Here is a 23,706-nt window from a genome sequence, read left to right as displayed (position 1 = left end):
ACATGAGTATAAAATATCTTTAATTTTTACGAACAATATTTATCAATTATGAACTACGTGTATTGAATAAAGAAGTCACTTTATTTCCTCTAAATTCATCTTGACAGTTAACTCCATTACTCCAAACATAGCCACAACCTTGGTTTAACACATTTGTTTCTTTACATAAGCATACTATATTATTTAATGATATTTTGAAGAAGCCCTCCTCTACTGGTATAAAATAAAAGTTTAATATACCATTATCATTCCATACTTCTACATTAAAAGAAGTTGATGCAAAATCAGAAGTGTACCCAACTGGTTTTAAATTTACATTTTGCGAAGTTTTATCACCGATAACTGTTACCTTTACCTTGCCCGATATATTTTTTTCAGTAAAGAATAAGTTATCTATTTCTAAATCAAAATTTAATGTAGTGTTTTTTACTAAGTTAACTGTGGCAATTTTCATTCCACCCGAAGCAGGTTTATGACTAATAAATACTTTATTAGAGTATTTGTCTAAAATAATATTGTCTTTTATATATCCTGTGAATTTATTATTTTGATAGCTAAGTGTTTGTGGTGTTAATATTTGCTTTCCGTTAATTGTTTGTTTATAACCGTCTAATGTATATTCTGGCATAGTATTATTGTTTTCAAATTGTAACATTTGTTCGTTTCCACTTATAAATTCACAACTTACTCTACCACCATTACTAATAATTCCTACATATAAGGACATTTTACCTTTTACTTTTTCCCATTTTGAACTGTTGACAGGTGTTTCATTTAGTCCTGTGCTTTGTTTTGCTCTATATACGTTACCATCTTCAAATAATATAATACTGTTTTCTGTGTATGTTTTATCAGTATAAATAACTAATTCATTCCAATTACTTGATGATGGTAGAGTGCCTACGGTTGCCCTATTTTTTAAACAGTATATTTTATTATCATACAAAACTACATCACCAGGAATGTATTGTTTTGTTATTGAGTATTCTAACGGCGACCAGACACTTCTTAGTCTAAAATTCGTAGAAAAATCACTTATACCAAAAGTAATTTTATCACCTAGGTAAATATTTATATCTTCAGATGACATAGATTTGTTCTCTGTACTATATTGGGTTAGCTTTATAACACAAGTCTGATTATAATTAACTCTTTCGTCTACAGATAAAATTTTTATATAATTATCACTTTGTTCTGAATATAGTACACCAGTTTCATAGTACCCCATTTTATCTACCTCCATTATAGTATTTATCATACATTTTTTTCATTACACTCGTGTTTTTTACAAAATCATGAGGAAACCAGCCAAATATATAAGGTATATCTTCGTTTTTTAATGTTTCTAACATTCCAGTATAATATATTTCGCAAACTTTACCAGTATTATTGTCGTATGTTTGCCAATCATAAGACCAGTAGCCCGGGTCGCATAATGCTCTCCAACTTGCAATAAGACCACTTTCTGAAATATAAACATCAAGGTTTGGATTTAAGTTCTTAATGTATTTTATATTTTCTGTTATATATGAAGATTTCCAACCATTTATGCTATCAGCGATTACAGTATCCTCACCCTTTGCTGATATATGTGGGTAATGGTTTATACCTATAACTTTTAAACTATCAATTAAAGATTTATTATCTTTTATTTTCCCTATTGGGGTGTAACCTTGCAATGCGATAGCGGGTTTAACCTTTAAAACATTTGTACAAAGTGCTGAAGCACTAGTTAATGCCGTTGTTAAATAATTATTTGACAAATCATCTGTTCTTTCATTCCACATAAATAATGTTTCATAATTAACCACTTTGAAAATATTGTGTAATCTTATTAGTAAATTTTCTAATTTACTATAGAATGACCCATCTATTGTATCAATATTCTTGAAATGTAATTTTATTGATGGAATAGATAACCCATTTTCCATACAGTAATTTATTGTACCGTTTAAAAGACTTAAATCGTCTTCTATTTCAAATGTACCACCCTCTTCATTAACATACATGCAACAAATAAATGAAGTTATCCCAATTTCTTTAAATTTATTTAGCATTGCTATTTCATCTTCTAAGGTTGTACAATCACTACATGCTGAACCTATAGCACTAAAGCCGAATGTTGCCTTACACTTTCTTAAACCGTTATTATAAATTTTAGTAATCTCATCTTTAGCATACTGAATACTATTATCCAATTGTTCGCTAAAGTTTTCTTGTTTTTCTTCATTTGCTTCTAACCTATCATTAAGAGTATTATGTGTTCCTCTTGCTAATTTAACCTCCATATTAGCATTGTCATGATCTATAGATGCAGTATTATAACATTCCTCTATAGCATCATGTATTGCTTGTCTTACATCTTTTCCAAACACAGCGCTTTTTATTTGATTTAAATAATTTTGTATACTAGCCATTTACTACCTCCTCTAAAACCGTTATTCTATCACTATTTTCTTTAATAGTTTTATTCATCTCTACTATGTTTTCATTTACTTGTAATATTGTAGAATTTATATTTGTTAAATCCTCACTTATAGCTTGTACTGTTTCAGATAATAAAGTAATTGATTCAACCATAGCAGCTATTGTTCCACTTGTATTATTACCCAAGTTTATTACCTCCTCACTTACTTTATTAACACTTTTAGCTGTTGTATTTGCTAATGCAGAAACATTTTTAATCTCTAATTTAGTGGATGTAATATCTTTACTTATAGAATTTATTTTATTTGTCTGTTTTTCCATTTCTAATTGATAATCTTTAATATCTATTTGTTTATCACCTAAAGTTATACTAGATGATTCTGGAGAAGATATATCAATTGTTTTTTCTATTATTCTTACGTTATAATCAATGTCTAGTAATTCATGTTTTAAAGGATAATAATTACCTACTTCAAAACTATCTATATCTAATCCTATAAGACTTAAATCTAAAGCATTGATTTTATTAGTTATAGATATTTTTTGTGATTTAAGATAATTCTTGCCTTTAGTTAATAATGCAGCTGGAGTTGTAACTTCATCCCAAGTAACAATTCCTTCTATTATCCCAAATTCTTCTATTGCATCAATATCATCTAAATAATTTATTCCAGCATTAACACTTGAAATTGTTAACCTTTCCTCTGTGTCAACCTCATTTCCTTCTTCATCAGTTATACTTAACTTTGTTCCAAGTGGAATTAATCTAGTATAATAAGTCGTAGGATCCTTTTCATTGCTTATATCTTTAATATTTTTCCCTAATCTTAATGCAGTAGTACAGGTAGTTCCTATCTCAGTTAAATAATCTAAATATCTAATATTACCTTCATATCTTATTTGAAGCTCTCCACCTAATGTATCTAGTAAATCATCATTAATATTTTTCCAGGTAGTATCATAAGCAAGATATTTATATAAATTATCAGTAGTATTAGTTACTGTAACTTCACCCAATTCAAATCTTTTGAATTCTTCCACTTTAGAATTATGGTTATCTAAAATTAGTTTTAAATAACCCTTAGGTGTAATATTATGATATTTTCCATACAACTGATTGCTATCTATTAAATATGCTAATTCACTTTCACAAACAAAATTTTTACTTATTACTCCTGAACTACTCATTTCACCTACTAGTTTTAATACCCTCCCCCTAAATTCATATTTATTAGTTTTAGTATTATAAACATTAATTAATGTTTTTAGTGGCTTAATCAAATTATACCCCTCATTATTATGAAAAATATTAAAAGTGAAACTATCAATACAGTTTATTCCCTTCTTAATAGTCCCACTTATTCTATTAGCTTTATTACTTGTAGAAACATGATTTATAATAGTTTCTACACCATCATTTATTATTTTTACGAGATACATTACAATACCTCCTTAAACCATTTAAATTCTATAGTACCATTACCTTTTAATAATAAATTATTTTCTCCTTTATCTAATTTAAAATCAAAAGATTTCATTTCTCCTGGAACAAATCTATATGTGATGTTATTTTTTATTATTTCAAAATTATTATCACATATAATAGTTGGATATACTCCTACTGCACTATTATTGTATAAAGTAATAGATTCATTTTCTATAACATTAAACTTAGTGTTTTGGACTATATCAAGTTCAAAATTAAATTCATTCCATATATCATGACCATCTTGAAGTGTAGATATTTTAAATGGATATGCTGTGAAGCTAACTGTTAATTGAGCATAATTATAAAAGCTTTCATCATAATCTATACCAGTACATTCTGCTAAAAAATAAAATCCTGGAATTTGATCATCATATAACTTTGATTGAATACCATCATAAAGCCATTCAATTATTTTAATTTTTAACATATTTAATTTAACTTTATCTTTTTTAGGAAGGCTAAACGTATATGTTATTTCTCTTTCATCATAAGTTTGTTCTCCATATAATAAAGAAAAATCATAAGAACCATTCATGAAAGGAACAGTATCTTTGATTTTTCTTTTTGAGGGAATACTTATAGATCTGGATAATATTTTAATTCCAAAGTCATTATAGCTATGTTTATTATCTTTTTTTATACCTAACATTTATACAAGCACCCCTCTTTTACTTAAATTTAATCTATTTCCTCCTACTATATCAGAATACGGTGCAATTGTTTCAGCAACAACTTTGCCATCTAATACAGTTTGTAATATGAATGTTCCACCATTTGAAAGTATATTTTCAGTTTCTCTGTTCGGTATAACTTGTGAACCTCTAGGCATTGATACTAGCTCTGGGCCTTGTTCCCCTACTATGGCAAGTCCCCCTTTAAAATAATCAGTTCCTTTAGCCAACATAGGAATTTCCGATATATTAAATCCCTTTCCACCCAACCCTGGTACAAAGTCGGGAACTTTTATTTTATTTATTCCTCTTATGAACACATTAATTGAGCTTATTATTGCATTAATTCCTCCTTTTACGAAGCTTGTTATCCCTTGCCACACACCAGATACTATATTGCTTATACCTTCCCAGCATTTACTCCAGTTTCCTGTAAGTAATCCCGTAAGTGTTTGGAATATACCTTGAAGTACTTTAGATGCCCCACTAACAACTCCTGCTACAGTATCCCAAACATTTTTAATTTTACTAACTATTAAATCTCCAAAATTATCCCATATAAATTTAATTGCGCTAGTTACTGCTGTAAATATACCTTTTACTATTTCAAAACCAAGAGATACTATTGTTGAAATCTTATCTAATGCAATAGATATTATTGTTAATATAAAGTCCCAAGCAGCAGAAATTGTTTCCTTTAATTGTGCAAGTATTGGTTGTAATGTTTCCCATACATATTGCCATGCTGTTACTATTGCATTCCAAATATTATTTAAAATTGGTATTATTGTAGTTAAAATAAAGTTCCATGAGTCTACTATAAATGCTTTTATTGATTCTATATAAGGTTGTAACATAGTTGTTACATCAACCCAGCATTGAAGTATTACAGTTTTTAAGTATTCTAATATAGGTGCCATAAATTGAACTATTGCATTCCATGTATTAATAAAGAAATTCTTGAAATCTTCATTTGTATTCCATAAATACATGAACCCAGCAACTAATGCAGCTACTCCAGCAATAACCAATAAAACAATTCCTCCTGGTCCAAATACAGCAGTCATTATAGCTCCTACCCCTTTAGTTCCAGCTTGTACTGCTTTTAATGCTCCTGATACACCTTTGCCCCATTTTGCAATACTTGCTCCAACTGTAAGCATTTTACCTATCATTAAAAGTAAAGGCCCGATTGAAGCAGCTACAGCTCCTATTGTTAATATTAACTTTCTAGTTCCTTCATCTAAGTTACTAAACTTTTGAACAACTCCTGTTATTTTTTCAACTACTTTTGTTAACATTGGAATTAAAACCTCTCCAAATGATATTGCAACTCCTTCAAGTGCTGATTTTAATTGAGTTATTTTACCATTTAAATTATCTTGCATAGTATCTGCCATCGTTTTGGCTGAACCATCACAATTATAAATTGCATTAGTCAACTTTTCAAAATCTGCATCACTTGCATTTATTATTGATAACATACCAGCTAATGCTTCTTTACCAAATAGTGTAGATGCAGCTGCTCCTTGCGTTGCTTCATCTAGTCCACCCATTTTTTCTCTTAGCATAATCATAACTTCTTTTAATGATTTCATAGAGCCATCTGCATTAGTTAATGATATCCCATATTCCTCCATAACTCCAGCCATAGAGTTAGTTGGTGCCAACATATTGGTTAATGCTGTTTTTAAAGAAGTACCTGATTGACTTCCTTTTATACCTGCATTTGCCATTAATGATAATGCAATAGAAGCATCTTCTGCAGAATATCCCATTGATCCACAAAGTGGTGCAACATATTTAAATGATTCTCCTAACATAGATACGTTCGTATTTGCATTAGATGATGCACTTGCTAATATATCAGCAAACTTACTACTATCTTTAGCCGACATTCCAAATGCCGTTAAAGCATCTGTACAAATATCACTTACAGTCGATAATTCTTCACCTGAAGCAGCTGCAAGATTCATTATACCGCTAATACCATCCAGCATATCTTCTGTTTTCCAACCAGCCATAGCCATATATTGAAACGCTTCAGCTGATTCAGAAGCACTATATTTTGTAGTAGCTCCCATCTCTTTAGCTTTTTCAGTTAATTTTTCAAGATCATCTCCAGTAGCTCCACTTATAGCAGCAACTTTACTCATACTTTCTTGAAAGTTCGCCGTAACACTAACTACAGTAGCACCTAGTCCAACTAACGGAGTAGTTATTCCAATTGTAAGTGTCTTCCCTATATCAGTTATCTGTTTTCCAGCAGTTTGCATAAATTTTTGTGCTTTTTGCATTTCACTTTGTAGTTGTGAAAAATCAGCTCCAGCTCTTACTAAGAGGTTCTTAATTATTGCCAATAACCTCACCTCCCATCATTGCATTTAATCTTTTAACTACTTCTAACATTTGTTCATTTGTTTGCTTTTTCTTTTCTTTCAATAAATCTTTAAGTTTTGGAAGTTTCTTCATTCGTGCAAAAGATTCAGTATAATAAGCTTGTATTAATATTTCTTTAGAACGTTCTTTCTCTCTATCTTCAAATGCTTCTATAGATATAAATAATTCTAAAGGAGTCATATCCCAAAAATCTTTTAAAGAAATCCCTATCCTAGTGGCTATTTTCATGCAGTTTTCAATAGAAAACTCTTGAGTATCTCCACTATTATTTACTTTTTTTCTTGAACTTGAACTCCGAATGCATCTTGCATTATTTGGGGAATTAATTCTATTGCTCCTTTAATTCCTAAGTGAGCATCTAATAATTCTATTGTTTTTTCTAAAGTTAACTCTTTATCTTCATGTTTTAATCCAGCGTAATATATAACTGGTACTATTTGTTCTACTTCTAGATCTTCATCTTCAAAATCTATCTTTGTAAGACTTTCTCCTGTAATATTTTTAAATTCTTGCATAGCTTTAAACCCTAAAACTACATTTCTTTCTTTATCTAATTTAACTGTTGTAAATACCATACTTATTCCTCCTTAAAATAAAAGACTAGGATTAAATCCTAGCCTTAAGATACTGTTAATGTTGGTTTCCCACTTACTTTTATAGAAGCTTCAAATGGAATATTATCTTCCATTGGTGCAGATGTAGAAATAGAAGTAACTACCCCTTTAAATGCCCATTTAGCTCCTAATGATGGTGGAAATTCAATTTCAAAAGAAGTTAATTCTCCACTTTCAAACAATTCATAAACTTCTTTCTGCCCTTTCCCTACTGTAGGGTTGAAATATCCTGATAAAGAAACTTCTCCTGCATCCTTTAGTCCTTGAATAAACTCTCTATATCCATCAGGTGAATCAAGAGTAGTAACTTCTATTGTATCTGCTGATAGCTCCATTCCTCCTATTTCAGTTAATTCTGCAACAGTTTTTTTACTATCTTCAGTACCAATATTAAATTTAGTACCCATACCTTTAGTCGCCATATTATTCCTCCTTGTAATTAACAGTTAATAATAAACTGCTTTTATATGCATTAGGTTGATAAATATATTCATCTCCTAATTCTTCTAAATCTAAATTGTTTATTCGTGGTCCATCGCCACCTATTCTATTAAAAAGAATTCCTATTAATTTCTTTTTAATTTCAACTTCTAATTCATCTAATTTTTGATAATCCTCTGAAATTAAAACTAGTTCATATGTAGCTTCAATATCAGTAATTATTCCTGATAAATCTTTTAGGAATTTACTTCTACTTTTTCTATAAACTAAAAAAGGAGGTTTAACCCCCTCCGGTGCTACAATTGGATACACTCTTTTATTTAATCCAGTAATAGCTTTTAGTTCTGTTCTTAAGCCATTATCAAAAGTTATTTTAATCACCTGCTTATAATTTATCAATTTCATCAGCTAAAGTTTTAACAATAGCATTTTCAATTTGACTTTTATTATCTGTTAATGAATTGTGCAAAAATTTAAATCCTGGGACATATCCTCCACTTTTTGTCTTGAATCCATATTCAATACTTGCTGGATAATATGCTCTTTTTCCTGCTTTTGAAGTTTTAACAAAGACATCGTTATATGAAGGATCTGGCCATAAATCATAAACTTTTTTACCTTTTATCTTAGTTTTTTCTGCTTTTTCTTTAATAGCTTTTCTAAGATAACCAGTTTGGTCAACCCATCTTCCATTTTTAGCACTTTTCTTTGCTATTTGAATTCCTTTTTTAGCAGCTTTATTAACACATTTTTGTGGTAATTCTCCTGCCTTTTTTATAGTTTCAATAACTTCATCAAGCCCTTCAACTATTACTCTATTTGACATTACATTAACTCCCTACACATAAGTTGTAAAATAGCATTTTTTTCATACTCATTTATAACTGATACTATATTAAAAATCCTATCTTTATATAAAATTCTCATATCTGGAGTTATTCCTTTTCTATATCTTAATCTAACCTTATGAGTTAAATCACTATTAATAGTTTCAGCTTGATAATATTCTCGTCCAGATATAGGATTTATACTTGCCCACGTTGTGACTATGTCATTCCATTCTTCTTCTTCTGAATCTAAATTTTGAATCTGAAATGTAATTCTATGATTTAATTTTCCTGGATCCATATCATCACCTACAAATAATTGATTGAATGCATATCCAATATACTTGAAACCATAGGATTAACTTTTGTTTGAGCCGTTACGCTATTTATTCTATTCTCATAAAATTCACCTACTATAGCTAAGACTGCAAATGATAAATCTTCTTCATTGTCAGCTCTTTCCTCACTTAATCCTGTATACTTAAGCACATAATTTTTAGCCATTTTTAAATAATTCTCAAGCATTGAATCATCATAACTATCATCTATTCTTAAGTGTTCTTTAGCTTCAAGTATTGTTATTTCACTCATTTTCAAGTGGCTCACCTCCTAAATTAAGAAGGTGGTATAAAACCACCTTCAAATTATTGAATTTCTAATGCTACTATTTTTTGATGATCTATCACTTTAGAATCTACTTCAATATATCCTACAACTCCAATAGCATGTTGAGTTGCAAATTTTTCTATTAATACTTGAATTTCAACATTTTGTGCAAGCTTAAGAGCTAAACCTTTATAATCTCCATAGAATAATGGTTTATTTCCAGTAGCTACTTCATCAGCTGATTCAGTTATATATACTGGCTTATTTAATAACATCCAACCAAATCCATTAGTTAAATCCTTAGTTAATAAATATTCACCATCAGTAGTTTTTAATTTTCTTAATGATTTAAATGCTTTCTTATTCATTATCCAAGCAGCATCTTTTTGATATACTTCTGGAATTGCCATTTGAACTTCTATTAAATCGTCAGCTGTTATTTTACCAGCACTTTCAGTTGTAATAACATTGGTAGTTGATTCAATACCATCCATCTTATCTTCTGTTCCTTTGATTAATTCTTTTTCTAAGAATTCAGCTATAGCTTGAGCAACTTTTCTAATTACATATGATAGTAAATCAAAATCACTTCTATTCATTAATGATTTAGATACTTTAGCTAAACAACCAACTATATGATTTGTTAACTTTACAGTTTTAAATTTACCTGTTCCTTCTGTTAACTCTGTTAAATCATCAACATAAACTGCCTTTATTGATGATTGAGTTTCATCATATACTGGGAATACTAAATCTCCCCCAACATTATAAACTTCAACCATTTTATAAATTGGTGATAATTCCTTTACTGTTTCAATAATTCTATTTGCAATAGATACTGGAATTATCCCTCCATTATCTGCTATATTTAAAGCTCTTTCTTCTCCTCTTATGAATTTTAAAAAGTTTTCTTCATCAATAGATCTTTGTTCTTTCTTTTTATCCTTAGCTGGAGTTTTGTTTTCTAATGCTCTTGCTTCTTCAATAGCTTTTAAAGTTGTATCAATATTATTTATTTCATTTTTAAGTTCTCCAAATCTTTTATTCTCATCTTCTGAAAGAGCTCTTGTTTCAGCTTCAGCTTTGTTAACCATATCTCCCATTTCTTCAATTAATGCTGCTCTCTTTTCTTCTAATCCCTTTACATCTGTTGGTAAAGCTCTAAATTCTGGTTTTCTATGTTTTCTTGCTATTTTTGACATTATTATGTCCTCCTTATTTATATGACTTTAATTTTAATATTTCTATTTGATTTTTATAAAGTGAATTATCGAACTCTTCAGTTCTATTTTCTTTTTCTTTTTTCTTTTGAGTTTTATCAACTAGAACAGTTTTAGAATCATTACTTCTAGTTTCAGTAATTATCTCCTCTTCTGCTCTCATTTCAATACTTGTCCCAACATAAGCTGGTGTCATTGTATTATCAACTATAGATACTTCAAATAAATCTAATTCTTCTACATATCTACGTTGAAATCCCTCTGTTGTATCTTCCCATTTATCCTTTTCAGAATAAAAACCAAAAGACCATCCTCTTAATTGACCATTTTTAGCTTTTTCAATTACATCTGCATCAGTTACAGTACATATTGCTCTTAAGCCTATTCCATCTTCAAATAACTCTAGGTTCCCTTCTTTAGTTGAACCTAGCTTTCTATTTTTATCATGGTTAAGTAATAAATCAACATTATCATTCTTTTCTAATGATCTCGTAAAAGCTTCTGGTACTATCTGTTCTTTAAACTTCCCCTTAATACTTGGAATAAATCTACTATCTTTACCCGTTGCATTTACATATCCATCTAAAAGAACCCTATCATTCCTTACTTCTATCCTCATCTTTTTCACCCCCTTTCAAGTCTGTTATTTTACTTGTTTTATCAGTATTAGGAGTATAAATTGTATTATCTTTTGTATTAAATAATACATCTTGTAATCCAAGCTTGATAATATCCTCAAATGCTTTAATAGGCTCTCTATCTTCTTCATATCTAACTTCATTAATACTTAGAAAACCATTTTTAATACCTATTTCGTAAGCCTTAAATCTCTTTTCAATATCACCTTTAAGTAGTTCCTTAATATCAAATGCAAAATAAAAAGACTTCTTCTCTTTCTCTAGAAGTAAGTCTCTGTTTAATGATGATAATATTGCTCTTAAAATTGGAAGTATAGCCATCTTTACAAACTTTTCATAATCACTTTCATTAGCTTTTCCATCTCCCTCAATCATTGAAGGTGGCACATTTAATATTTTACATATTTCAATACCATTAGCTTTCTTATTTTCATTTAATTGCATTTCTGTACTAGTACTTCCACTCTCCTGGAATGATAACCCTTTATTTAGTACAATACAATTTTCACTATTCCCTGAATACATCTTGCCCCACTGGTCTTTCAATTCTCTAATAGCATCATCAGTTAGCTTAGAACTTTCTGATTTTATAAATCCTTTTTTATTCCCTCCAGTTTTAGCTAATATATTTTCATATACTAGGGAATTATAAGTTGCAGTCAATAATTTATTACTACTTTCAATTATTCCAGTACCAGTAGCTCCATCTTTAGTATTTCTAAGTATTTTTATAAAGTTATGTGGATAATAAGTTTCTCCGCCTACTAAAATATCATAACTTTTAAATATCGGATCTACATTCTTATTAATAGATACATCACTTTCTTTCACATAATGTAGGCTCTCAATTTTACCCCTATTCTTGTTTATATAAGCATATCCATTACCCATTAATAAATAATCATCAACTAGAGCCTTTTTAAATTGAAAACCATCTAAAGTATCTCTAGTATCATCATTTAATAACTTAACTCTGTTATCATCTAAAACTTGAGTTACTTTCCCATTTTCTTCTTTAAAAAGTTGAATTGGCAAAGTTGCTATAGTATTGCTAACTAACTCTAAACATCCTGCAAGTGTAGGTATATTTAACGCCATTTCTTTAGTTACTCTATCTTCTCCTAGTTTAGCTTGTAATAATAAATCCTCTAATGTTGTTTCTTCAGTTCTTACTTCTTTTTTCTTTCTCCACCACGCCATTTAATCACCTCCTCTCTAGATAACTTGAATAGTACAATCCATTTCTGAATCTAACATTATATCTTCCTGCAATAAATATAATGCATCAATAATACTCATAACTAAGTCTATTTTCCCTTTGCTCTTTTTCTTATTTAGATATTTATTAAGATTCGTATCTTTTGTTTCTCTTGCATTTTCAAAGTTAATCTCCAATAATTTATTATCTAAATAATTAAAGGACTTGCTTAATATACTTTCTTTTAATAATTTAATTGGAGCATGAAGTATTCTACTATGCTGTACTACTTCAACACACTCAATATTGCCTTTTGATTCAAGTTTTTGAGCTGATGATAATGCATTTCTTCTATCATAGCCAAGCTTTACAATTTCAACTTTATATTCTTCTTCAATATTTAATATAAAATCCTCAACAAACTCATAGTCTATAACATCATCACCACATGCATAACAATTCTTCTGTCTAATCTGCTCCTTATAATCAACTTGTTCTTTCTTAGATTTCATTTCAACTCTTTCCTTAGGAACAAATGCCCAACTTTTAGCAATTATTTTCTTAGTATCTTCATCATAAGTTAACATTGATACTGCTGTATTATCATCTGTTTCAGCTAAGTCAACCCCTATATAGACTTCTCTACCTTTCCAATTAAATTTATTAATTTTACATGGTTTTAATTCATCAATAGTTATAAAAGCTTCTCCACTATTAGCTGGCATAAAATAATTCATGCTCTTAGTTAGATATTCTTCCACTAAACTCTGTTGTTCTAATGCTCTATCTCTATCTTCTCTAATTGTTTCATAATTCTCCTCTATTCTTAAAGGATTAGCTTGATACATTCCAATATCATCCCATAGATGTTCTTCTTCAGCATAATATAATAATGCAAATTGTCTTTCATTCTTAACTAATCCATTAAAAACTTTTTTCATATATTCCAAATCATCTTGCATTATTGAATTATCAATTGCATAAGCAGTAGTTGTTCTAAATAACAAAGGATTAATTACATTTTTTTGACCTGATTTCATAGCTGTAAAATTACTATTATCTTTAAAGTTACCATGTTCATCACTTACAAATGCTGATGGTCTAATTGAGTTGTTTTTACCACTCTCGGCAGTTCTAGGCTTAAAAAAACTTTTAGTAATTTTACACTTAACAGGGCCAATTTCTGTTTCTGACCATGTAAAGTGTTTTGCTATTAATGGACTAGCCTCTAATATTTGAACCATAGCTTTTCTTATTTCTGCTGCAAGTTCTCTGTTTAAACATATACTATAAAATTCTGAATAATCTTGTTCTGTAAGCATTAACAATAAAAAAGCTATCCCTACCAATGCAGTTTTAGCATTTTTTCTTGCAATATATAAAGTTATATCGTTATATCTAAACTTTTCTGGCTTATCTTTAAATCTCCATCCAAAAATATTAGCTAAAAAGAAGCATTGAAAGTCTGCTAAATTTTCTAATACTTGTTTTCCTGCAACAAATCCAGTCGCAAAATTAAATAATTTTAATAGATTATTTATTATCTTAAGCTTATCTTCATCAAAATAAAATTTAAAATCATCATTATTTTGCTTTTTTAAATCGATTAAGAACCATTTACATTGAATTATAACTTCTTTGGTTGTTATCTCTTTACCAGCAACAACTCTTTCTGCATATCTAATAGCTCTATCAAGTAAAATCATTATTCCCCTCTAAGAGCTTTAACAACTGCATCTTCTTCAGCATTTTTAGTATTTATATTTATATTAGCTATCTTTGCTCTAGATTGTGGTGATAAACATAACTCATTACAACATCTATAGAAATCTTTATCGTAACTATCTTTTTTAGACATTATATCTTTATTAAATAGTAACTTCTGATTTTTATTTACTAATCCTTCAATGAAATGTAATCTATCAATTGCAATTGCTGCTTTAGTAAGTAAAAATGTATCTAAATTACTTAGAATTTCACTTGCTTTTAATTCATCTACTATAAAATTAAAGAGATAAAGTTGAGTTTCTGTTAAATCCATGCTTGGAACTAACTTATCAGCTTTACCTCTTATTAATTCTTCTTTTTCTATTCTAGTATTAATCTCTTCTTTTGTTTGAGAACATTCAGTTAAAACTTTAGCCGATTTACATGGTCTTGCCAAACTCAACACCTCCCAAAAATTAAAATATATTTTATCTCACGAAAAATATTTCATTTTACAGATTTTTTTTCTTCGTATAAGGCATAGTAGGTGTACAGAAACGCTCCAAAACCCATTTTTTAGCCCCGGGGGGTTAGTAGAAGTTTTTCATCTGTTCTTCAACTATTGTTATTAATTCATCCCTTTTTATATTGTTTTTTTCAGCTAAATGATGATGATACTCACATAAAGTTATTAAATTATTATCTTCTTCTCTTAAATCATAATCTTCTTCTAATGGTACTATATGATGTACTGATAGATTCCTAGAGTTTATTTTTCTTTGGGTATTATATAAATCTCTAATACATATCTGACACATATATCTATCTCTACGTTTTATATCTTCTCTCTTTATCTGCCATGCCTTTGTACTTCTAAACTTATCCTTTTCAGTTATCTTTTTAAACACTTTTTTTATTGGCTTCTTCGGACAAACTATATTAGTGGAATGAACTCTTCCACAATAACAACAACTCTTTAATCTAGCCATAACTACTATTCCTTTATTTATATATCTATACTCTTTGATGCTATTTCTTTCTCTTTAAGCTTTAATGCTTTCTTATCATTCTCCACTTTGTTAGGATCATCTTTCCATGATGCTTTCTTTCTATTGTTTAACCAATACTTTTGAGCATTCACATCAGGCTTTGCATATTTCTTAACCTTAGATATCTTCACATCTTCTTTTACAAGAACAGTTCCATCATCAGTTAATATATCTTCTTTAACTTTTGTAACAACATCCTCATAGTAATGATAGCCTGTACAACATTTAAATAAAGCATCTTCTACTTGCTCATTTCTAGCTTCTTTAACTTCATCTATTGCCTGCTTAAGTTTTGAATTATTATTTTTTTTGGCCTTCCATGCACTTCTTGATATCCCTAAAAACTCAATGATTTCTTTATCCTTACAACCGTCCTTAAGCATTGATATTACTTGTGTTAGGTTACTTTCAATAATTTCATCAACTGACTTTCTTCCCAATTTTTCACCTCCTTTTTGTGGCCATTTCATTTTTCATGGCTTTTTATTTTTTAAGCTTTAATTTTTCATTTTTAAAATTCAAAATAAAAATAGCCTGTACCCATTGAAAATACTAACTTTAACCTACTTTTCTGTTTTTTTATTCAATCAGTAATATAGGTGACGATTACGCATACCATTTTTTTAGTACATATATTAGTAATAATTTTTATTTTATTACTTAAATAAGTACCATTTCTTTTTTTACTGATTTAACCTCTAAACAGTAATTTAATCTTATATTCCCGTATCAGCTATTCTTGCAGCATCTTTAGCCATTTGCTCTTTTAATCCTAAATATCTTTTAGTTTCTTCAATGCTTTTATGACCTAATGCAATTCTTACTGCTTCTAAATTCCCATTAGTTTCTGTATATATCTTAGTAGCATATGTTTTTCTCGGACTATGTCCTGTTATATGCTCTAATCCAATAGCTTCTCCAACTTCTTTTAACTTATCACTAAAAGATTTTTGTGTTAAAGCTTCATTCCCTTTACCTTTTCTACTAGGGAATGCAAACTCTGATCTTTTCTTTCCTTTAAGATATTGTTTTAAATGTTTCTCTAATGCTGGTCCAATTTCTGCAATTCTCTTTTTAGGTTTTCTTCTATTAGGATTTTTAGCAACTTCGCTTTGCCATTGTTTATATTGTTTTTGTTCCTGTATCTCAAAATACCCTTTATCTAATGCATCTTTTATTTCTCCAACTGTTAATGTTATTATGTCTTGCATTCTATATCCTGTTGCTCTAGCAAGTAAAAATAACATTAAATTTCTTTCAGGATATTCTTTGCTTAGTTCAACTAGCTTTTCTTTATATCTTTCATACTTAGAATCTGGAATAGGATTTGCCGAGCCTTTTTCCCACTCTCTTATTTTTTCTTCCACCATTACCTCACCTGCTTAATTGCTCCTCGTGATCCACGCCTATATGAAGAATGATGCATTAACTCTTTAATATCTTTTTCTGTTAGCTTCTCTTTCTTATTTTCACTCCTAATTTTGTTTAGTTTTTCATAACTTTTTGGATAATTTTCTTTTATAATTCTCCCAATACTCATTATCATCCCTCCATTTTGAACATAATAAAAGAGCTGTTATTTCTAACAACTCTTATACTCATTTGTCAATCTTCTTGGCACATCCCAAGGTATTGCACATCCTATATTCCTTTTTAATACTATATCTCCATCTTTTTTAGTTTCATAAAAAGATCTATTCTTTAATATAAAAGTTTTATCACTCATATACTGCTTACTTTCATATTTTGTTATTTTTCTTACTTCATTTTCGTAAAACTTTAAGTGCTTTCTATTTTTTAAGTGAACAGATTTAAATTCTTTGAAGTTTCTTTGTATGCACTTATTTACTGCTGATTTATTTACATTTAACTGTTCTGCAATCTCTCTTGCATTTAATCCATTGCAATATAATTGTTTTACTAATTCTTTATTCAAACCCATTCTCCCTAAAAAACGATATAGTTTACCCCAACCCATTCAAAGTGGACATTTTTTAATTTTAATAAGTAATATCCCTAAGAACTTAGCGTTATTTCCGATTTATTATACAAATATCTTAATATATTTATAAAAAAATAGCACCTTTATTTTTTTTAGTTTATTGACAAACTTTCTTAAATTTAGGCACTATTTTTATACTTATTTATCTTATTTATATATTTTTCTCTTTTTTTCTATATTATTTTATATCCCTGTACTTCTTTTTCTTATTGTTTCAGCTTTTAAAGCACTTATAACAACATGTCCACTTTCCATAATTATTACTGCTGCTGTTTTACATCCATTTGTCGCATCAACTAATAAATCTTTATCTTTAGCATTTTTAATAGCTCTTTTTGAAGGTGCAGCACTTGAACTTACAATTGCAACTATTTTATCAGCATTAACATTATTATCATATCCCAACCCTATTAATTTAGCCATTTTTATCTCTCCTTTATCTATTTCGTAATATTTTTGAATTGCGATTTAATCTTCATATATCCTTCTAATATCTTTTGAAGAAATCAAATTAATTGGGTAACTACTTTCTTTTTCATAACAAGTACACCAAGTTGCTATTAATTCATAATCATATTGGAACTCCTTATCTTCTTCAATAGAACAACATCTATTTACTTTATCTAAAAAAATACAATTTAAACAATTTTCATTTTTATTTTTCTTCATAATCTATCCTCTTTTCTCATTCACAATAATTTCAGTTAATGTTCCTAATCTATTGACTGCTAAATTATAAGCTTCTTCAAAGTTTTTATTTGCTGAACTAATAATATCCTTAAAATCTGTTGAATAATCTGCATAAATAATAGTCCATCCATTCTTCCCTGCTTGAATTATTATTTTATATCCATCTTTGTCCTTATAACATTTTTCTATCTCAATTTCTGTACTTGGCATCATACCCAAAAATCTTTTCATATTCATATCCCCTTTACTTCGTAATAATTTCAAATTACGTATTATTCAATTACCTATATAAACTTTCTACTATTCTTATAACTTCCTCTTTCTCTAAAGATAATCTCTGAATATGAGAGTTTAATTCTTTTTTGAATATATTTATTTCATTTTTTTCAATGTCTGAATTACTTGCAATATATCTTTCAACTAATGGTAATTCGGCTTTTCCAATCCACTTCAACCAAGCACCACAATCACCACAAATTAAAGCCTTTTGACTTCCCCTATCATTAATAAAAACATCTGTACTACCACATTTGGTACAAGCATAACTTTTCATAAAAATTCTCCTTTTACTTCGTAATAATTTAAAATTGCGAATTACTCAACTATCAACTCTTTATCATATTTCATTCGATTAGGTTTTGAATTTATCCACTCTATCGCTTCTTCCTTTGTGTTAAATTTACAATATTCAAAAAGCCCTAAATCCTCATTAATAGTTGTACCTACTGGCAATAATTCTCCCTCTGAATCTACATATACAATCCAACTTTTAAGTTCTTCATCATAAACTGTTGTTGCTAACATTTTATCCATAAAATTCTCCTTTCTTACTTCGAAATAATTTCAGAATGTGTCAAACTTGGACACATTTTTTTGTATTGTGAGTTATTCTAATAATTCTATCTCCTCTAATACAATCTGTTCACTTTCTATATCATACTCTTGATACTCATAAGAAGTCCTTGCCCAATAATCTATAATAGCTATTTTTTTATTGCCTTGTTTATATATCAACAAAGGATATTTTCTACATATAACTTCACAATCTTTATGCCAGTTTTCTATATTGTCTTTAAAATTAGCTATGCTATCACTAAAGTCATCTTTGTCTATAATGTCAACCTCTTTAAGTGTTTTTCTTATCAAATCATTGAAATATTGTGTTGCTTTATCAATACTTTTCTTGTATTCTGTATCACTTTCAAACCCCATCATACATTGACTATATACTTTATAAATTTTCATTTAACCACTCCGTTTCTTCGCATTTATTTCAAATTATTCGTTAATTTAAATCATCAATATATTCTTGTATTCTTTGCATTAAAATATCAAATTCATCTGAACTTAAATTATTTAAAGCATTATCTATTGTGTCTAATATTTTATTTTGATAATCTATTCTATCCATTCTTAAATCCTTTCTAAAAATAATTTCATTTTTATTTGGTACAAGTCATGGTGCAAGGCGTAGTCTGCTTGTACCAATAGGTGCTACACTACCTATTTAAACCTTAAAATTTCAAATTATTATTATTTATTATCTTCCTCTATACTGTCTACTTCTAATCTTGTCCCTTTTCTTCTTAGCTTGGCTCATATTATCATACATAAAGTTGTCAGCTTCTCTTATGCCTATTAATTTTCTTTCCTGTCTTCTTTTTATATCTCTAAATGTTTGTTCAGCTCTTTGCCTATTACTCATATATTCCCATTCCATAACTTATTATTAAGCCAAATGGTGTAATCTCCATCCCATTTGGCTATTTCACTCCTTTTTTAAATATTCATAAATGTTTCTATAACTTCTATAGCTTCATGCTCACATGAATTTATGTGATTAATCTTAGATTTAATCTCTTCAATTTGTTTTAATAAATTCTCTCTTTCAGCGCTTGCCCAGCAATTAACATCTTTAGCACTACTGAAAGCAAATTCTTCATCTACTGTTACTACAGATCCTTTTATGTTATAAAGTCCATACTCTCCTTGAACTTCTCTTTCTATAACTTTAGTAATCTCTTTAACAATTTTCAATTTACTATTCTTAATCTCTTTTTCTTGTATTTCATCCTTATTTTCATCTATACCCTTTTTATTATTAAGATTTTCTTTTAATTCATCTTCAAAAATATACTCTAATGCATCTGCTACTTCCTTATCTGGTTCACCCATAGCATCTTTAATTTTATTTACATTCTCTGCACTTTCCTTTTTCTCAGATATTTTCTTAATATTTTCTTCATCTTTTATAATAGCTTTAGTCTTTTTATAAGTATTTGTTAACATAGCTGTACTAAGAGTGTTAAACTCTTCTATTAGCATCTTTACACTAACTTTTTGATTATATCCATCTTTTATAAGTTCCCTTACTCTCTTTTCAACCTCTGGTGCCATTTCTTCATTGATTTTCTTTATTGCCATATCGTAACTTCCTCCTAAACTTTCTTTTAAATTTTTCATTTTATGTGCGTCATCTAGCATCAACTCTGCGCTTTTATCTATAATTCTTTTAACATCTTCCCACTCTAAGTTTTCAAGTTCTTCAAATACTGCTGCACTAAAACATCTATCAATGGCTTGTAATAAATTATTATTTTCTTTTTTTGCTTCTATTTTCACAAGACTATCTATTAATATTTGTTTAGCAGGAGGCAATGACCTAAGCCATGCCAAAGCCTCTACTTTCTTATTGCTATCTTTCTTCTTTTCTTTTTCTCTAGCTCTTCTTTCTGCTCTATTCATATTTTCCTCCTAAAAAGGTGCATCCCCAAAATCATTAGGAATTTCTTCCCCAAACCCTTCATCTGACGGATTCCATACTCCTGAATTAACTTGATTATTATTTGAGTTGCTACTGCCTATGAACTCAAAATTTTCAACTACGACATCTGTTGTATATCTCTTACTTCCATCATTTGCATCATAACTACCACTTTGTATTCTTCCTGATATAGCAACTTGACGACCTTTTAATATATACTGAGCTATAGTTTCACCAGTCTTTCCGAATGCTACGCAGTTTATGAAATCAGCCTCATCCTTCTTATAATGTCTATTTACTGCTAATGTAAATCTGCATACTGCCGTTCCTGTTCCTGGTGCATACCTAAGTTCTGGTGACTCAGTTGTTCTTCCAATAAGAATTACTTTATTCATTTTTATCTACTCCATTCATCTCTTTTATTATTAAATTACTTGCTTTCTTCATAGCTTCACTTATGCTACATCCTCTTGAATAATAAATAACTGTTAAATAACAAAACTTTTTTTCTACTGCTTCCATAACTACCCTAATAACCTTTTAATTAATTTCTTTCTAATTCTTGGCTTTTTAGTTTTAAGTAAAATTCTTACTAAATACCATTTTTCTTTTTCTATAATTGATGTATATACATAATACTTTTCAACTTTATTTAATTTTTTTAATCCTGAATCACCTTTTTGCGATAAATCTATATTGGTTAATTCAACTGCATCGATATATTTTTCTTCAACTTCGTCAATTGCTCCTGGATCACTAAATGGAATTTCTATATTAGATTCAAATACAAATTCCTGATTTTGAGCGCCATTAAATTTAAACTTAACTTTATTCACAATGGATTTAATCATATTTATCAACATTCTCCCTCACCTTCATTTCAATATAGTTTTTAGCTGTCCATTTTCTTTCCTTAATTAATTTATGGTTATGCTTCCAAAGCTGAAGCTTAATATCTATTCCATCCTTAGTTAACATAATTAAACCTGTTATGCATATTTGAATTACATCAAATAGTTCTTGAGCTAATAAAATTCTATGTTTTTGAGATTTAGTTCTATCATTCTTATAAACTCTGATTTTTTCTATTTCCATTTCACTTTCTTTGACTTCTTGCAATAGTAAGTTTCTAAATTCTATTAAACTTAAATTACTATTATCTAATCCAAGCTTTTCTGATTTATCTAATAAATACATCTTTAAATCCATTTCCTAACCCCTCAATCTATAATTGTTTTCTTTTCCCCTAATCTCAACTATGAAACCTTTTGCCATTTCATAAATTCTACTTCCAATTGCTTCATCAAAACTTAACATCTCTTCAATTAAGTATTCAGTAGAAACTATCAGAGGTAATTTATTAATATATCTATGATTTATAATTTCAAACATTATGTTAATATCAGTTTCATTAACCTTGCCCTTGAATAAATCATCTATAAGTAATATTTCTGCTAATTGGTACTTACCAACTAGATTCTTATAATATTCTTTGTCTAAAATATTCTGTTTTAACTTAGTAATAACATCTCGATAAGGCATGTACACAACCCTTTTACCATCCTTTTTTATGAAATTGTTTGCTAAAGCTATGCACAAATGAGTTTTCCCTGAGCCTGGTTGTCCACACAGCAATATTGAATTATGCTTAGTCTTTTCTATTTCTTTAAATCTTAAACAATAATTTGTTGCAGCACCTTTCATATGTTTGGTTAAATTATTCCAAGGCTCATAGGTTTTAAATGTTTTATCTAAATCATCTGTTTTCAATCCTGATGCTTCCCATTGTTCTCGCACTTTTATAATTTCATAGCATTTGCATCTATCAATAACCTTGCCTGTATCATCTAAAATCCATGTCGTATCTTTACATACCTTGCAATTATATGAGTTCATCTGCTCTTCTTCTGTCTTCATCGCTAAGCTCTTCGAACTCACAGTTTGTTTTGACATTGAAGCTCTTCGAACTCTTTCCAGAACTCCATCTATTATTGAATTTCCCGTTACTATATTGTCCATTTATATTTCCTCCCTTATTTAAATAATTCCCTTCTAACACCTTAGTGAAATTATTAGGTTTTATAAACCAATCAAATGTAATAACCCATGATCTATCATTTTGCCCCTTTAAAAAATCTGAATTATTTATACTTTCTATTGCTTCAATTACTTTTTCTATTCCAAATTCATTAATTCTAGCTTTTAACATTTTATATCTGTTAGTATTAGGTTTAATTGCTACTAACTTAGATAAACCTAATTTATTCCAAGCTTCAATTAAAGGTAGTAATTTATTACTACTTAATATATCTTTAGATATATTATTAATATCTATATCTTCTTCTATATCTATATCTTCTTCTTTTTCTTCTTCTATTGCGTTACTCTCCGTTACTGTATCGTTACTTGTAACGTTACATGGTAATTGCTTTTGATTTTCTCTGTATTTAGCAACTCTTTTCCTAGTTTGTTCTCTTATTCTGTCTAATCCATCTATATTTTGGTGTTCTTCCCACCCTGCTATCTTAATAATATGCTCCTCTAGTTGAATCATATTTAACTTTGCAAATGTAGCTAAAGCTAGTTCTATTAAATACGCATCATATCCAAATTCAGCTGCTAACATTTGTGGAGTATACGGAATATTTTCAGTTAAGAAAATAAATCCACTAGCATTACATTTTCCTGCCTTAGATAAAAGCATTACCCATATTAAAACCATATTATTACCCTCTGGTAATGTTCTTATATACTTTATCTTCGAATTATCAAACATAGCTGTATGAAGTTTAATCCATTTTACCTCTGCCATTTTCTTATCCTTTCTGATATAATAAAAATGATTTTTTAATTTTGGACTTACCGTTAGTTTGGTCGCTGGGGTATGTCCATTTTTCTTTATCTCCTAAAATTCCATAAAACCTTTGTATTAATATAAAATACATAGCTTTCTGGTGCGGCTC

37 protein-coding genes are annotated in these 23,706 nt (G+C 28.8%); all 37 read right to left on the bottom strand.

Annotation, left to right across the window (positions count from 1 at the left end):
- Positions 1-46 precede the first annotated feature (46 nt).
- Entirely contained in the window at positions 47-1,228 is a 1,182-nt protein-coding gene (locus tag TY07_RS00170) for a hypothetical protein (RefSeq protein WP_042393541.1), read from the bottom strand.
- A 1-nt stretch (position 1,229) separates the two neighbouring features.
- Positions 1,230-2,417, bottom strand: a complete 1,188-nt coding sequence (locus TY07_RS00165; RefSeq protein ID WP_042393539.1) for a hypothetical protein — start codon at positions 2,415-2,417, stop codon at positions 1,230-1,232.
- Entirely contained in the window at positions 2,410-3,867 is a 1,458-nt protein-coding gene (locus TY07_RS00160) for a phage tail protein (protein ID WP_042393537.1), read from the bottom strand. The genes TY07_RS00165 and TY07_RS00160 overlap by 8 nt, the downstream gene beginning before the upstream one ends.
- Positions 3,867-4,565, bottom strand: a complete 699-nt coding sequence (locus tag TY07_RS00155) for a phage tail domain-containing protein (protein ID WP_042393533.1) — start codon at positions 4,563-4,565, stop codon at positions 3,867-3,869. The genes TY07_RS00160 and TY07_RS00155 overlap by 1 nt, the downstream gene beginning before the upstream one ends.
- Positions 4,566-6,947, bottom strand: coding sequence for a phage tail tape measure protein (locus TY07_RS00150; RefSeq protein ID WP_052330554.1), 2,382 nt, complete (start codon positions 6,945-6,947; stop codon positions 4,566-4,568).
- Positions 6,934-7,215, bottom strand: coding sequence for a hypothetical protein (locus TY07_RS00145; protein WP_052330553.1), 282 nt, complete (start codon positions 7,213-7,215; stop codon positions 6,934-6,936). The genes TY07_RS00150 and TY07_RS00145 overlap by 14 nt, the downstream gene beginning before the upstream one ends.
- Positions 7,216-7,256: 41 nt before the next feature.
- On the bottom strand, positions 7,257-7,562 hold the full coding sequence (locus TY07_RS00140; RefSeq protein WP_042393531.1) for a hypothetical protein: 306 nt from the start codon (positions 7,560-7,562) through the stop codon (positions 7,257-7,259).
- 44 nt (positions 7,563-7,606) lie between these two features.
- On the bottom strand, positions 7,607-8,023 hold the full coding sequence (locus TY07_RS00135) for a phage tail tube protein (RefSeq protein ID WP_042393529.1): 417 nt from the start codon (positions 8,021-8,023) through the stop codon (positions 7,607-7,609).
- A gap of 1 nt (position 8,024) precedes the next feature.
- The gene (locus TY07_RS00130; RefSeq protein ID WP_198133957.1) at positions 8,025-8,423 is read right to left on the bottom strand and encodes a hypothetical protein; all 399 of its coding nucleotides are present in this window, start codon (positions 8,421-8,423) and stop codon (positions 8,025-8,027) included.
- 4 nt (positions 8,424-8,427) lie between these two features.
- Positions 8,428-8,868, bottom strand: a complete 441-nt coding sequence (locus tag TY07_RS00125) for a hypothetical protein (protein ID WP_042393524.1) — start codon at positions 8,866-8,868, stop codon at positions 8,428-8,430.
- Entirely contained in the window at positions 8,868-9,170 is a 303-nt protein-coding gene (locus TY07_RS00120; protein WP_042393521.1) for a phage head closure protein, read from the bottom strand. The genes TY07_RS00125 and TY07_RS00120 overlap by 1 nt, the downstream gene beginning before the upstream one ends.
- A gap of 8 nt (positions 9,171-9,178) precedes the next feature.
- Positions 9,179-9,460, bottom strand: coding sequence for a head-tail connector protein (locus TY07_RS00115; RefSeq protein ID WP_157029100.1), 282 nt, complete (start codon positions 9,458-9,460; stop codon positions 9,179-9,181).
- A gap of 53 nt (positions 9,461-9,513) precedes the next feature.
- Positions 9,514-10,677 carry a phage major capsid protein gene (locus tag TY07_RS00110; protein ID WP_042393515.1) on the bottom strand — a complete coding sequence of 388 codons (1,164 nt, stop codon included), beginning with the start codon at positions 10,675-10,677 and terminating at the stop codon, positions 9,514-9,516.
- Positions 10,678-10,690: 13 nt separating this feature from the next.
- Positions 10,691-11,314 (bottom strand): HK97 family phage prohead protease, encoded by a 624-nt coding sequence (locus TY07_RS00105; protein WP_042393512.1) that lies wholly within the window; start codon positions 11,312-11,314, stop codon positions 10,691-10,693.
- Positions 11,292-12,533 carry a phage portal protein gene (locus tag TY07_RS00100; protein WP_042393510.1) on the bottom strand — a complete coding sequence of 414 codons (1,242 nt, stop codon included), beginning with the start codon at positions 12,531-12,533 and terminating at the stop codon, positions 11,292-11,294. Before TY07_RS00100 ends, TY07_RS00105 begins: the two co-directional genes overlap by 23 nt.
- A 15-nt stretch (positions 12,534-12,548) precedes the next feature.
- Complete coding sequence (locus TY07_RS00095; RefSeq protein WP_042393508.1) at positions 12,549-14,237, bottom strand: terminase large subunit; 1,689 nt, start codon at positions 14,235-14,237, stop codon at positions 12,549-12,551.
- The gene (locus TY07_RS00090) at positions 14,237-14,695 is read right to left on the bottom strand and encodes a P27 family phage terminase small subunit (RefSeq protein WP_042393501.1); all 459 of its coding nucleotides are present in this window, start codon (positions 14,693-14,695) and stop codon (positions 14,237-14,239) included. Before TY07_RS00090 ends, TY07_RS00095 begins: the two co-directional genes overlap by 1 nt.
- Before the next feature lie 133 nt (positions 14,696-14,828).
- Positions 14,829-15,227, bottom strand: coding sequence for an HNH endonuclease (locus tag TY07_RS00085; protein WP_052330552.1), 399 nt, complete (start codon positions 15,225-15,227; stop codon positions 14,829-14,831).
- Positions 15,228-15,244: 17 nt separating this feature from the next.
- Positions 15,245-15,727: a hypothetical protein gene (locus tag TY07_RS00080; protein WP_042393497.1), complete on the bottom strand. Its 483-nt coding sequence runs from the start codon at positions 15,725-15,727 to the stop codon at positions 15,245-15,247.
- A gap of 276 nt (positions 15,728-16,003) precedes the next feature.
- Entirely contained in the window at positions 16,004-16,657 is a 654-nt protein-coding gene (locus TY07_RS00075) for a tyrosine-type recombinase/integrase (protein ID WP_042393493.1), read from the bottom strand.
- Positions 16,657-16,827 (bottom strand): hypothetical protein, encoded by a 171-nt coding sequence (locus TY07_RS18220; RefSeq protein ID WP_198133956.1) that lies wholly within the window; start codon positions 16,825-16,827, stop codon positions 16,657-16,659. Before TY07_RS18220 ends, TY07_RS00075 begins: the two co-directional genes overlap by 1 nt.
- Before the next feature lie 42 nt (positions 16,828-16,869).
- Positions 16,870-17,223: a hypothetical protein gene (locus tag TY07_RS00070; protein WP_052330551.1), complete on the bottom strand. Its 354-nt coding sequence runs from the start codon at positions 17,221-17,223 to the stop codon at positions 16,870-16,872.
- Positions 17,224-17,472: 249 nt separating this feature from the next.
- Positions 17,473-17,712: a DUF370 domain-containing protein gene (locus TY07_RS00065; RefSeq protein ID WP_042393487.1), complete on the bottom strand. Its 240-nt coding sequence runs from the start codon at positions 17,710-17,712 to the stop codon at positions 17,473-17,475.
- Positions 17,713-17,757: 45 nt separating this feature from the next.
- Complete coding sequence (locus TY07_RS00060) at positions 17,758-17,958, bottom strand: hypothetical protein (RefSeq protein ID WP_042393485.1); 201 nt, start codon at positions 17,956-17,958, stop codon at positions 17,758-17,760.
- Between the two features lie 3 nt (positions 17,959-17,961).
- On the bottom strand, positions 17,962-18,210 hold the full coding sequence (locus TY07_RS00055) for a hypothetical protein (protein ID WP_042393483.1): 249 nt from the start codon (positions 18,208-18,210) through the stop codon (positions 17,962-17,964).
- A gap of 49 nt (positions 18,211-18,259) precedes the next feature.
- Positions 18,260-18,532 carry a hypothetical protein gene (locus TY07_RS00050; protein WP_052330550.1) on the bottom strand — a complete coding sequence of 91 codons (273 nt, stop codon included), beginning with the start codon at positions 18,530-18,532 and terminating at the stop codon, positions 18,260-18,262.
- 41 nt (positions 18,533-18,573) lie between these two features.
- The gene (locus TY07_RS00045) at positions 18,574-18,792 is read right to left on the bottom strand and encodes a hypothetical protein (protein ID WP_052330549.1); all 219 of its coding nucleotides are present in this window, start codon (positions 18,790-18,792) and stop codon (positions 18,574-18,576) included.
- A 72-nt stretch (positions 18,793-18,864) separates the two neighbouring features.
- Positions 18,865-19,224 (bottom strand): hypothetical protein, encoded by a 360-nt coding sequence (locus TY07_RS00040; protein WP_042393481.1) that lies wholly within the window; start codon positions 19,222-19,224, stop codon positions 18,865-18,867.
- A gap of 40 nt (positions 19,225-19,264) precedes the next feature.
- On the bottom strand, positions 19,265-19,390 hold the full coding sequence (locus TY07_RS18685; protein ID WP_278244455.1) for a hypothetical protein: 126 nt from the start codon (positions 19,388-19,390) through the stop codon (positions 19,265-19,267).
- A 129-nt stretch (positions 19,391-19,519) separates the two neighbouring features.
- Positions 19,520-19,684, bottom strand: a complete 165-nt coding sequence (locus TY07_RS00035; protein ID WP_157029094.1) for a hypothetical protein — start codon at positions 19,682-19,684, stop codon at positions 19,520-19,522.
- A gap of 74 nt (positions 19,685-19,758) precedes the next feature.
- Positions 19,759-20,724 carry a hypothetical protein gene (locus TY07_RS00030; protein ID WP_042393477.1) on the bottom strand — a complete coding sequence of 322 codons (966 nt, stop codon included), beginning with the start codon at positions 20,722-20,724 and terminating at the stop codon, positions 19,759-19,761.
- A gap of 9 nt (positions 20,725-20,733) precedes the next feature.
- A complete protein-coding gene (locus TY07_RS00025) occupies positions 20,734-21,138 on the bottom strand; it encodes a single-stranded DNA-binding protein (protein WP_042393472.1) in 405 nt (134 codons plus the stop codon).
- Positions 21,131-21,265: a hypothetical protein gene (locus tag TY07_RS18680; protein WP_278244454.1), complete on the bottom strand. Its 135-nt coding sequence runs from the start codon at positions 21,263-21,265 to the stop codon at positions 21,131-21,133. The genes TY07_RS00025 and TY07_RS18680 overlap by 8 nt, the downstream gene beginning before the upstream one ends.
- Positions 21,266-21,267: 2 nt before the next feature.
- Positions 21,268-21,579: a hypothetical protein gene (locus TY07_RS00020; protein ID WP_198133955.1), complete on the bottom strand. Its 312-nt coding sequence runs from the start codon at positions 21,577-21,579 to the stop codon at positions 21,268-21,270.
- 7 nt (positions 21,580-21,586) lie between these two features.
- The gene (locus tag TY07_RS00015; protein WP_042393467.1) at positions 21,587-21,952 is read right to left on the bottom strand and encodes a hypothetical protein; all 366 of its coding nucleotides are present in this window, start codon (positions 21,950-21,952) and stop codon (positions 21,587-21,589) included.
- A 3-nt stretch (positions 21,953-21,955) separates the two neighbouring features.
- Complete coding sequence (locus tag TY07_RS00010; protein WP_078061259.1) at positions 21,956-22,660, bottom strand: ATP-binding protein; 705 nt, start codon at positions 22,658-22,660, stop codon at positions 21,956-21,958.
- On the bottom strand, positions 22,626-23,555 hold the full coding sequence (locus TY07_RS00005) for a phage replisome organizer N-terminal domain-containing protein (protein ID WP_052330548.1): 930 nt from the start codon (positions 23,553-23,555) through the stop codon (positions 22,626-22,628). Before TY07_RS00005 ends, TY07_RS00010 begins: the two co-directional genes overlap by 35 nt.
- Between the last annotated feature and the right edge of the window lie 151 nt (positions 23,556-23,706).

Source organism: Clostridium saudiense, from assembly GCF_000577815.1.
Lineage (GTDB): Bacteria > Bacillota > Clostridia > Clostridiales > Clostridiaceae > Clostridium > Clostridium saudiense.
This window is presented reverse-complemented; position numbering and strand designations above follow the sequence as displayed.

Coding starts and splice junctions, on each gene's coding strand:
- TY07_RS00170 (WP_042393541.1), bottom strand. CDS start 1,228: ATGGGGTACTATGAAACTGGTGTACTATATTCAGAACAAAGTGATAAT.
- TY07_RS00165 (WP_042393539.1), bottom strand. CDS start 2,417: ATGGCTAGTATACAAAATTATTTAAATCAAATAAAAAGCGCTGTGTTT.
- TY07_RS00160 (WP_042393537.1), bottom strand. CDS start 3,867: ATGTATCTCGTAAAAATAATAAATGATGGTGTAGAAACTATTATAAAT.
- TY07_RS00155 (WP_042393533.1), bottom strand. CDS start 4,565: ATGTTAGGTATAAAAAAAGATAATAAACATAGCTATAATGACTTTGGA.
- TY07_RS00145 (WP_052330553.1), bottom strand. CDS start 7,215: ATGAAAATAGCCACTAGGATAGGGATTTCTTTAAAAGATTTTTGGGAT.
- TY07_RS00140 (WP_042393531.1), bottom strand. CDS start 7,562: ATGGTATTTACAACAGTTAAATTAGATAAAGAAAGAAATGTAGTTTTA.
- TY07_RS00135 (WP_042393529.1), bottom strand. CDS start 8,023: ATGGCGACTAAAGGTATGGGTACTAAATTTAATATTGGTACTGAAGAT.
- TY07_RS00125 (WP_042393524.1), bottom strand. CDS start 8,868: ATGTCAAATAGAGTAATAGTTGAAGGGCTTGATGAAGTTATTGAAACT.
- TY07_RS00120 (WP_042393521.1), bottom strand. CDS start 9,170: ATGGATCCAGGAAAATTAAATCATAGAATTACATTTCAGATTCAAAAT.
- TY07_RS00115 (WP_157029100.1), bottom strand. CDS start 9,460: ATGAGTGAAATAACAATACTTGAAGCTAAAGAACACTTAAGAATAGAT.
- TY07_RS00110 (WP_042393515.1), bottom strand. CDS start 10,677: ATGTCAAAAATAGCAAGAAAACATAGAAAACCAGAATTTAGAGCTTTA.
- TY07_RS00105 (WP_042393512.1), bottom strand. CDS start 11,314: ATGAGGATAGAAGTAAGGAATGATAGGGTTCTTTTAGATGGATATGTA.
- TY07_RS00100 (WP_042393510.1), bottom strand. CDS start 12,533: ATGGCGTGGTGGAGAAAGAAAAAAGAAGTAAGAACTGAAGAAACAACA.
- TY07_RS00095 (WP_042393508.1), bottom strand. CDS start 14,237: ATGATTTTACTTGATAGAGCTATTAGATATGCAGAAAGAGTTGTTGCT.
- TY07_RS00085 (WP_052330552.1), bottom strand. CDS start 15,227: ATGGCTAGATTAAAGAGTTGTTGTTATTGTGGAAGAGTTCATTCCACT.
- TY07_RS00075 (WP_042393493.1), bottom strand. CDS start 16,657: ATGGTGGAAGAAAAAATAAGAGAGTGGGAAAAAGGCTCGGCAAATCCT.
- TY07_RS18220 (WP_198133956.1), bottom strand. CDS start 16,827: ATGAGTATTGGGAGAATTATAAAAGAAAATTATCCAAAAAGTTATGAA.
- TY07_RS00065 (WP_042393487.1), bottom strand. CDS start 17,712: ATGGCTAAATTAATAGGGTTGGGATATGATAATAATGTTAATGCTGAT.
- TY07_RS00060 (WP_042393485.1), bottom strand. CDS start 17,958: ATGAAGAAAAATAAAAATGAAAATTGTTTAAATTGTATTTTTTTAGAT.
- TY07_RS00055 (WP_042393483.1), bottom strand. CDS start 18,210: ATGAAAAGATTTTTGGGTATGATGCCAAGTACAGAAATTGAGATAGAA.
- TY07_RS00050 (WP_052330550.1), bottom strand. CDS start 18,532: ATGAAAAGTTATGCTTGTACCAAATGTGGTAGTACAGATGTTTTTATT.
- TY07_RS00045 (WP_052330549.1), bottom strand. CDS start 18,792: ATGGATAAAATGTTAGCAACAACAGTTTATGATGAAGAACTTAAAAGT.
- TY07_RS00040 (WP_042393481.1), bottom strand. CDS start 19,224: ATGAAAATTTATAAAGTATATAGTCAATGTATGATGGGGTTTGAAAGT.
- TY07_RS18685 (WP_278244455.1), bottom strand. CDS start 19,390: ATGGATAGAATAGATTATCAAAATAAAATATTAGACACAATAGATAAT.
- TY07_RS00035 (WP_157029094.1), bottom strand. CDS start 19,684: ATGAGTAATAGGCAAAGAGCTGAACAAACATTTAGAGATATAAAAAGA.
- TY07_RS00030 (WP_042393477.1), bottom strand. CDS start 20,724: ATGAATAGAGCAGAAAGAAGAGCTAGAGAAAAAGAAAAGAAGAAAGAT.
- TY07_RS00025 (WP_042393472.1), bottom strand. CDS start 21,138: ATGAATAAAGTAATTCTTATTGGAAGAACAACTGAGTCACCAGAACTT.
- TY07_RS18680 (WP_278244454.1), bottom strand. CDS start 21,265: ATGGAAGCAGTAGAAAAAAAGTTTTGTTATTTAACAGTTATTTATTAT.
- TY07_RS00015 (WP_042393467.1), bottom strand. CDS start 21,952: ATGGATTTAAAGATGTATTTATTAGATAAATCAGAAAAGCTTGGATTA.
- TY07_RS00010 (WP_078061259.1), bottom strand. CDS start 22,660: ATGAAGACAGAAGAAGAGCAGATGAACTCATATAATTGCAAGGTATGT.
- TY07_RS00005 (WP_052330548.1), bottom strand. CDS start 23,555: ATGGCAGAGGTAAAATGGATTAAACTTCATACAGCTATGTTTGATAAT.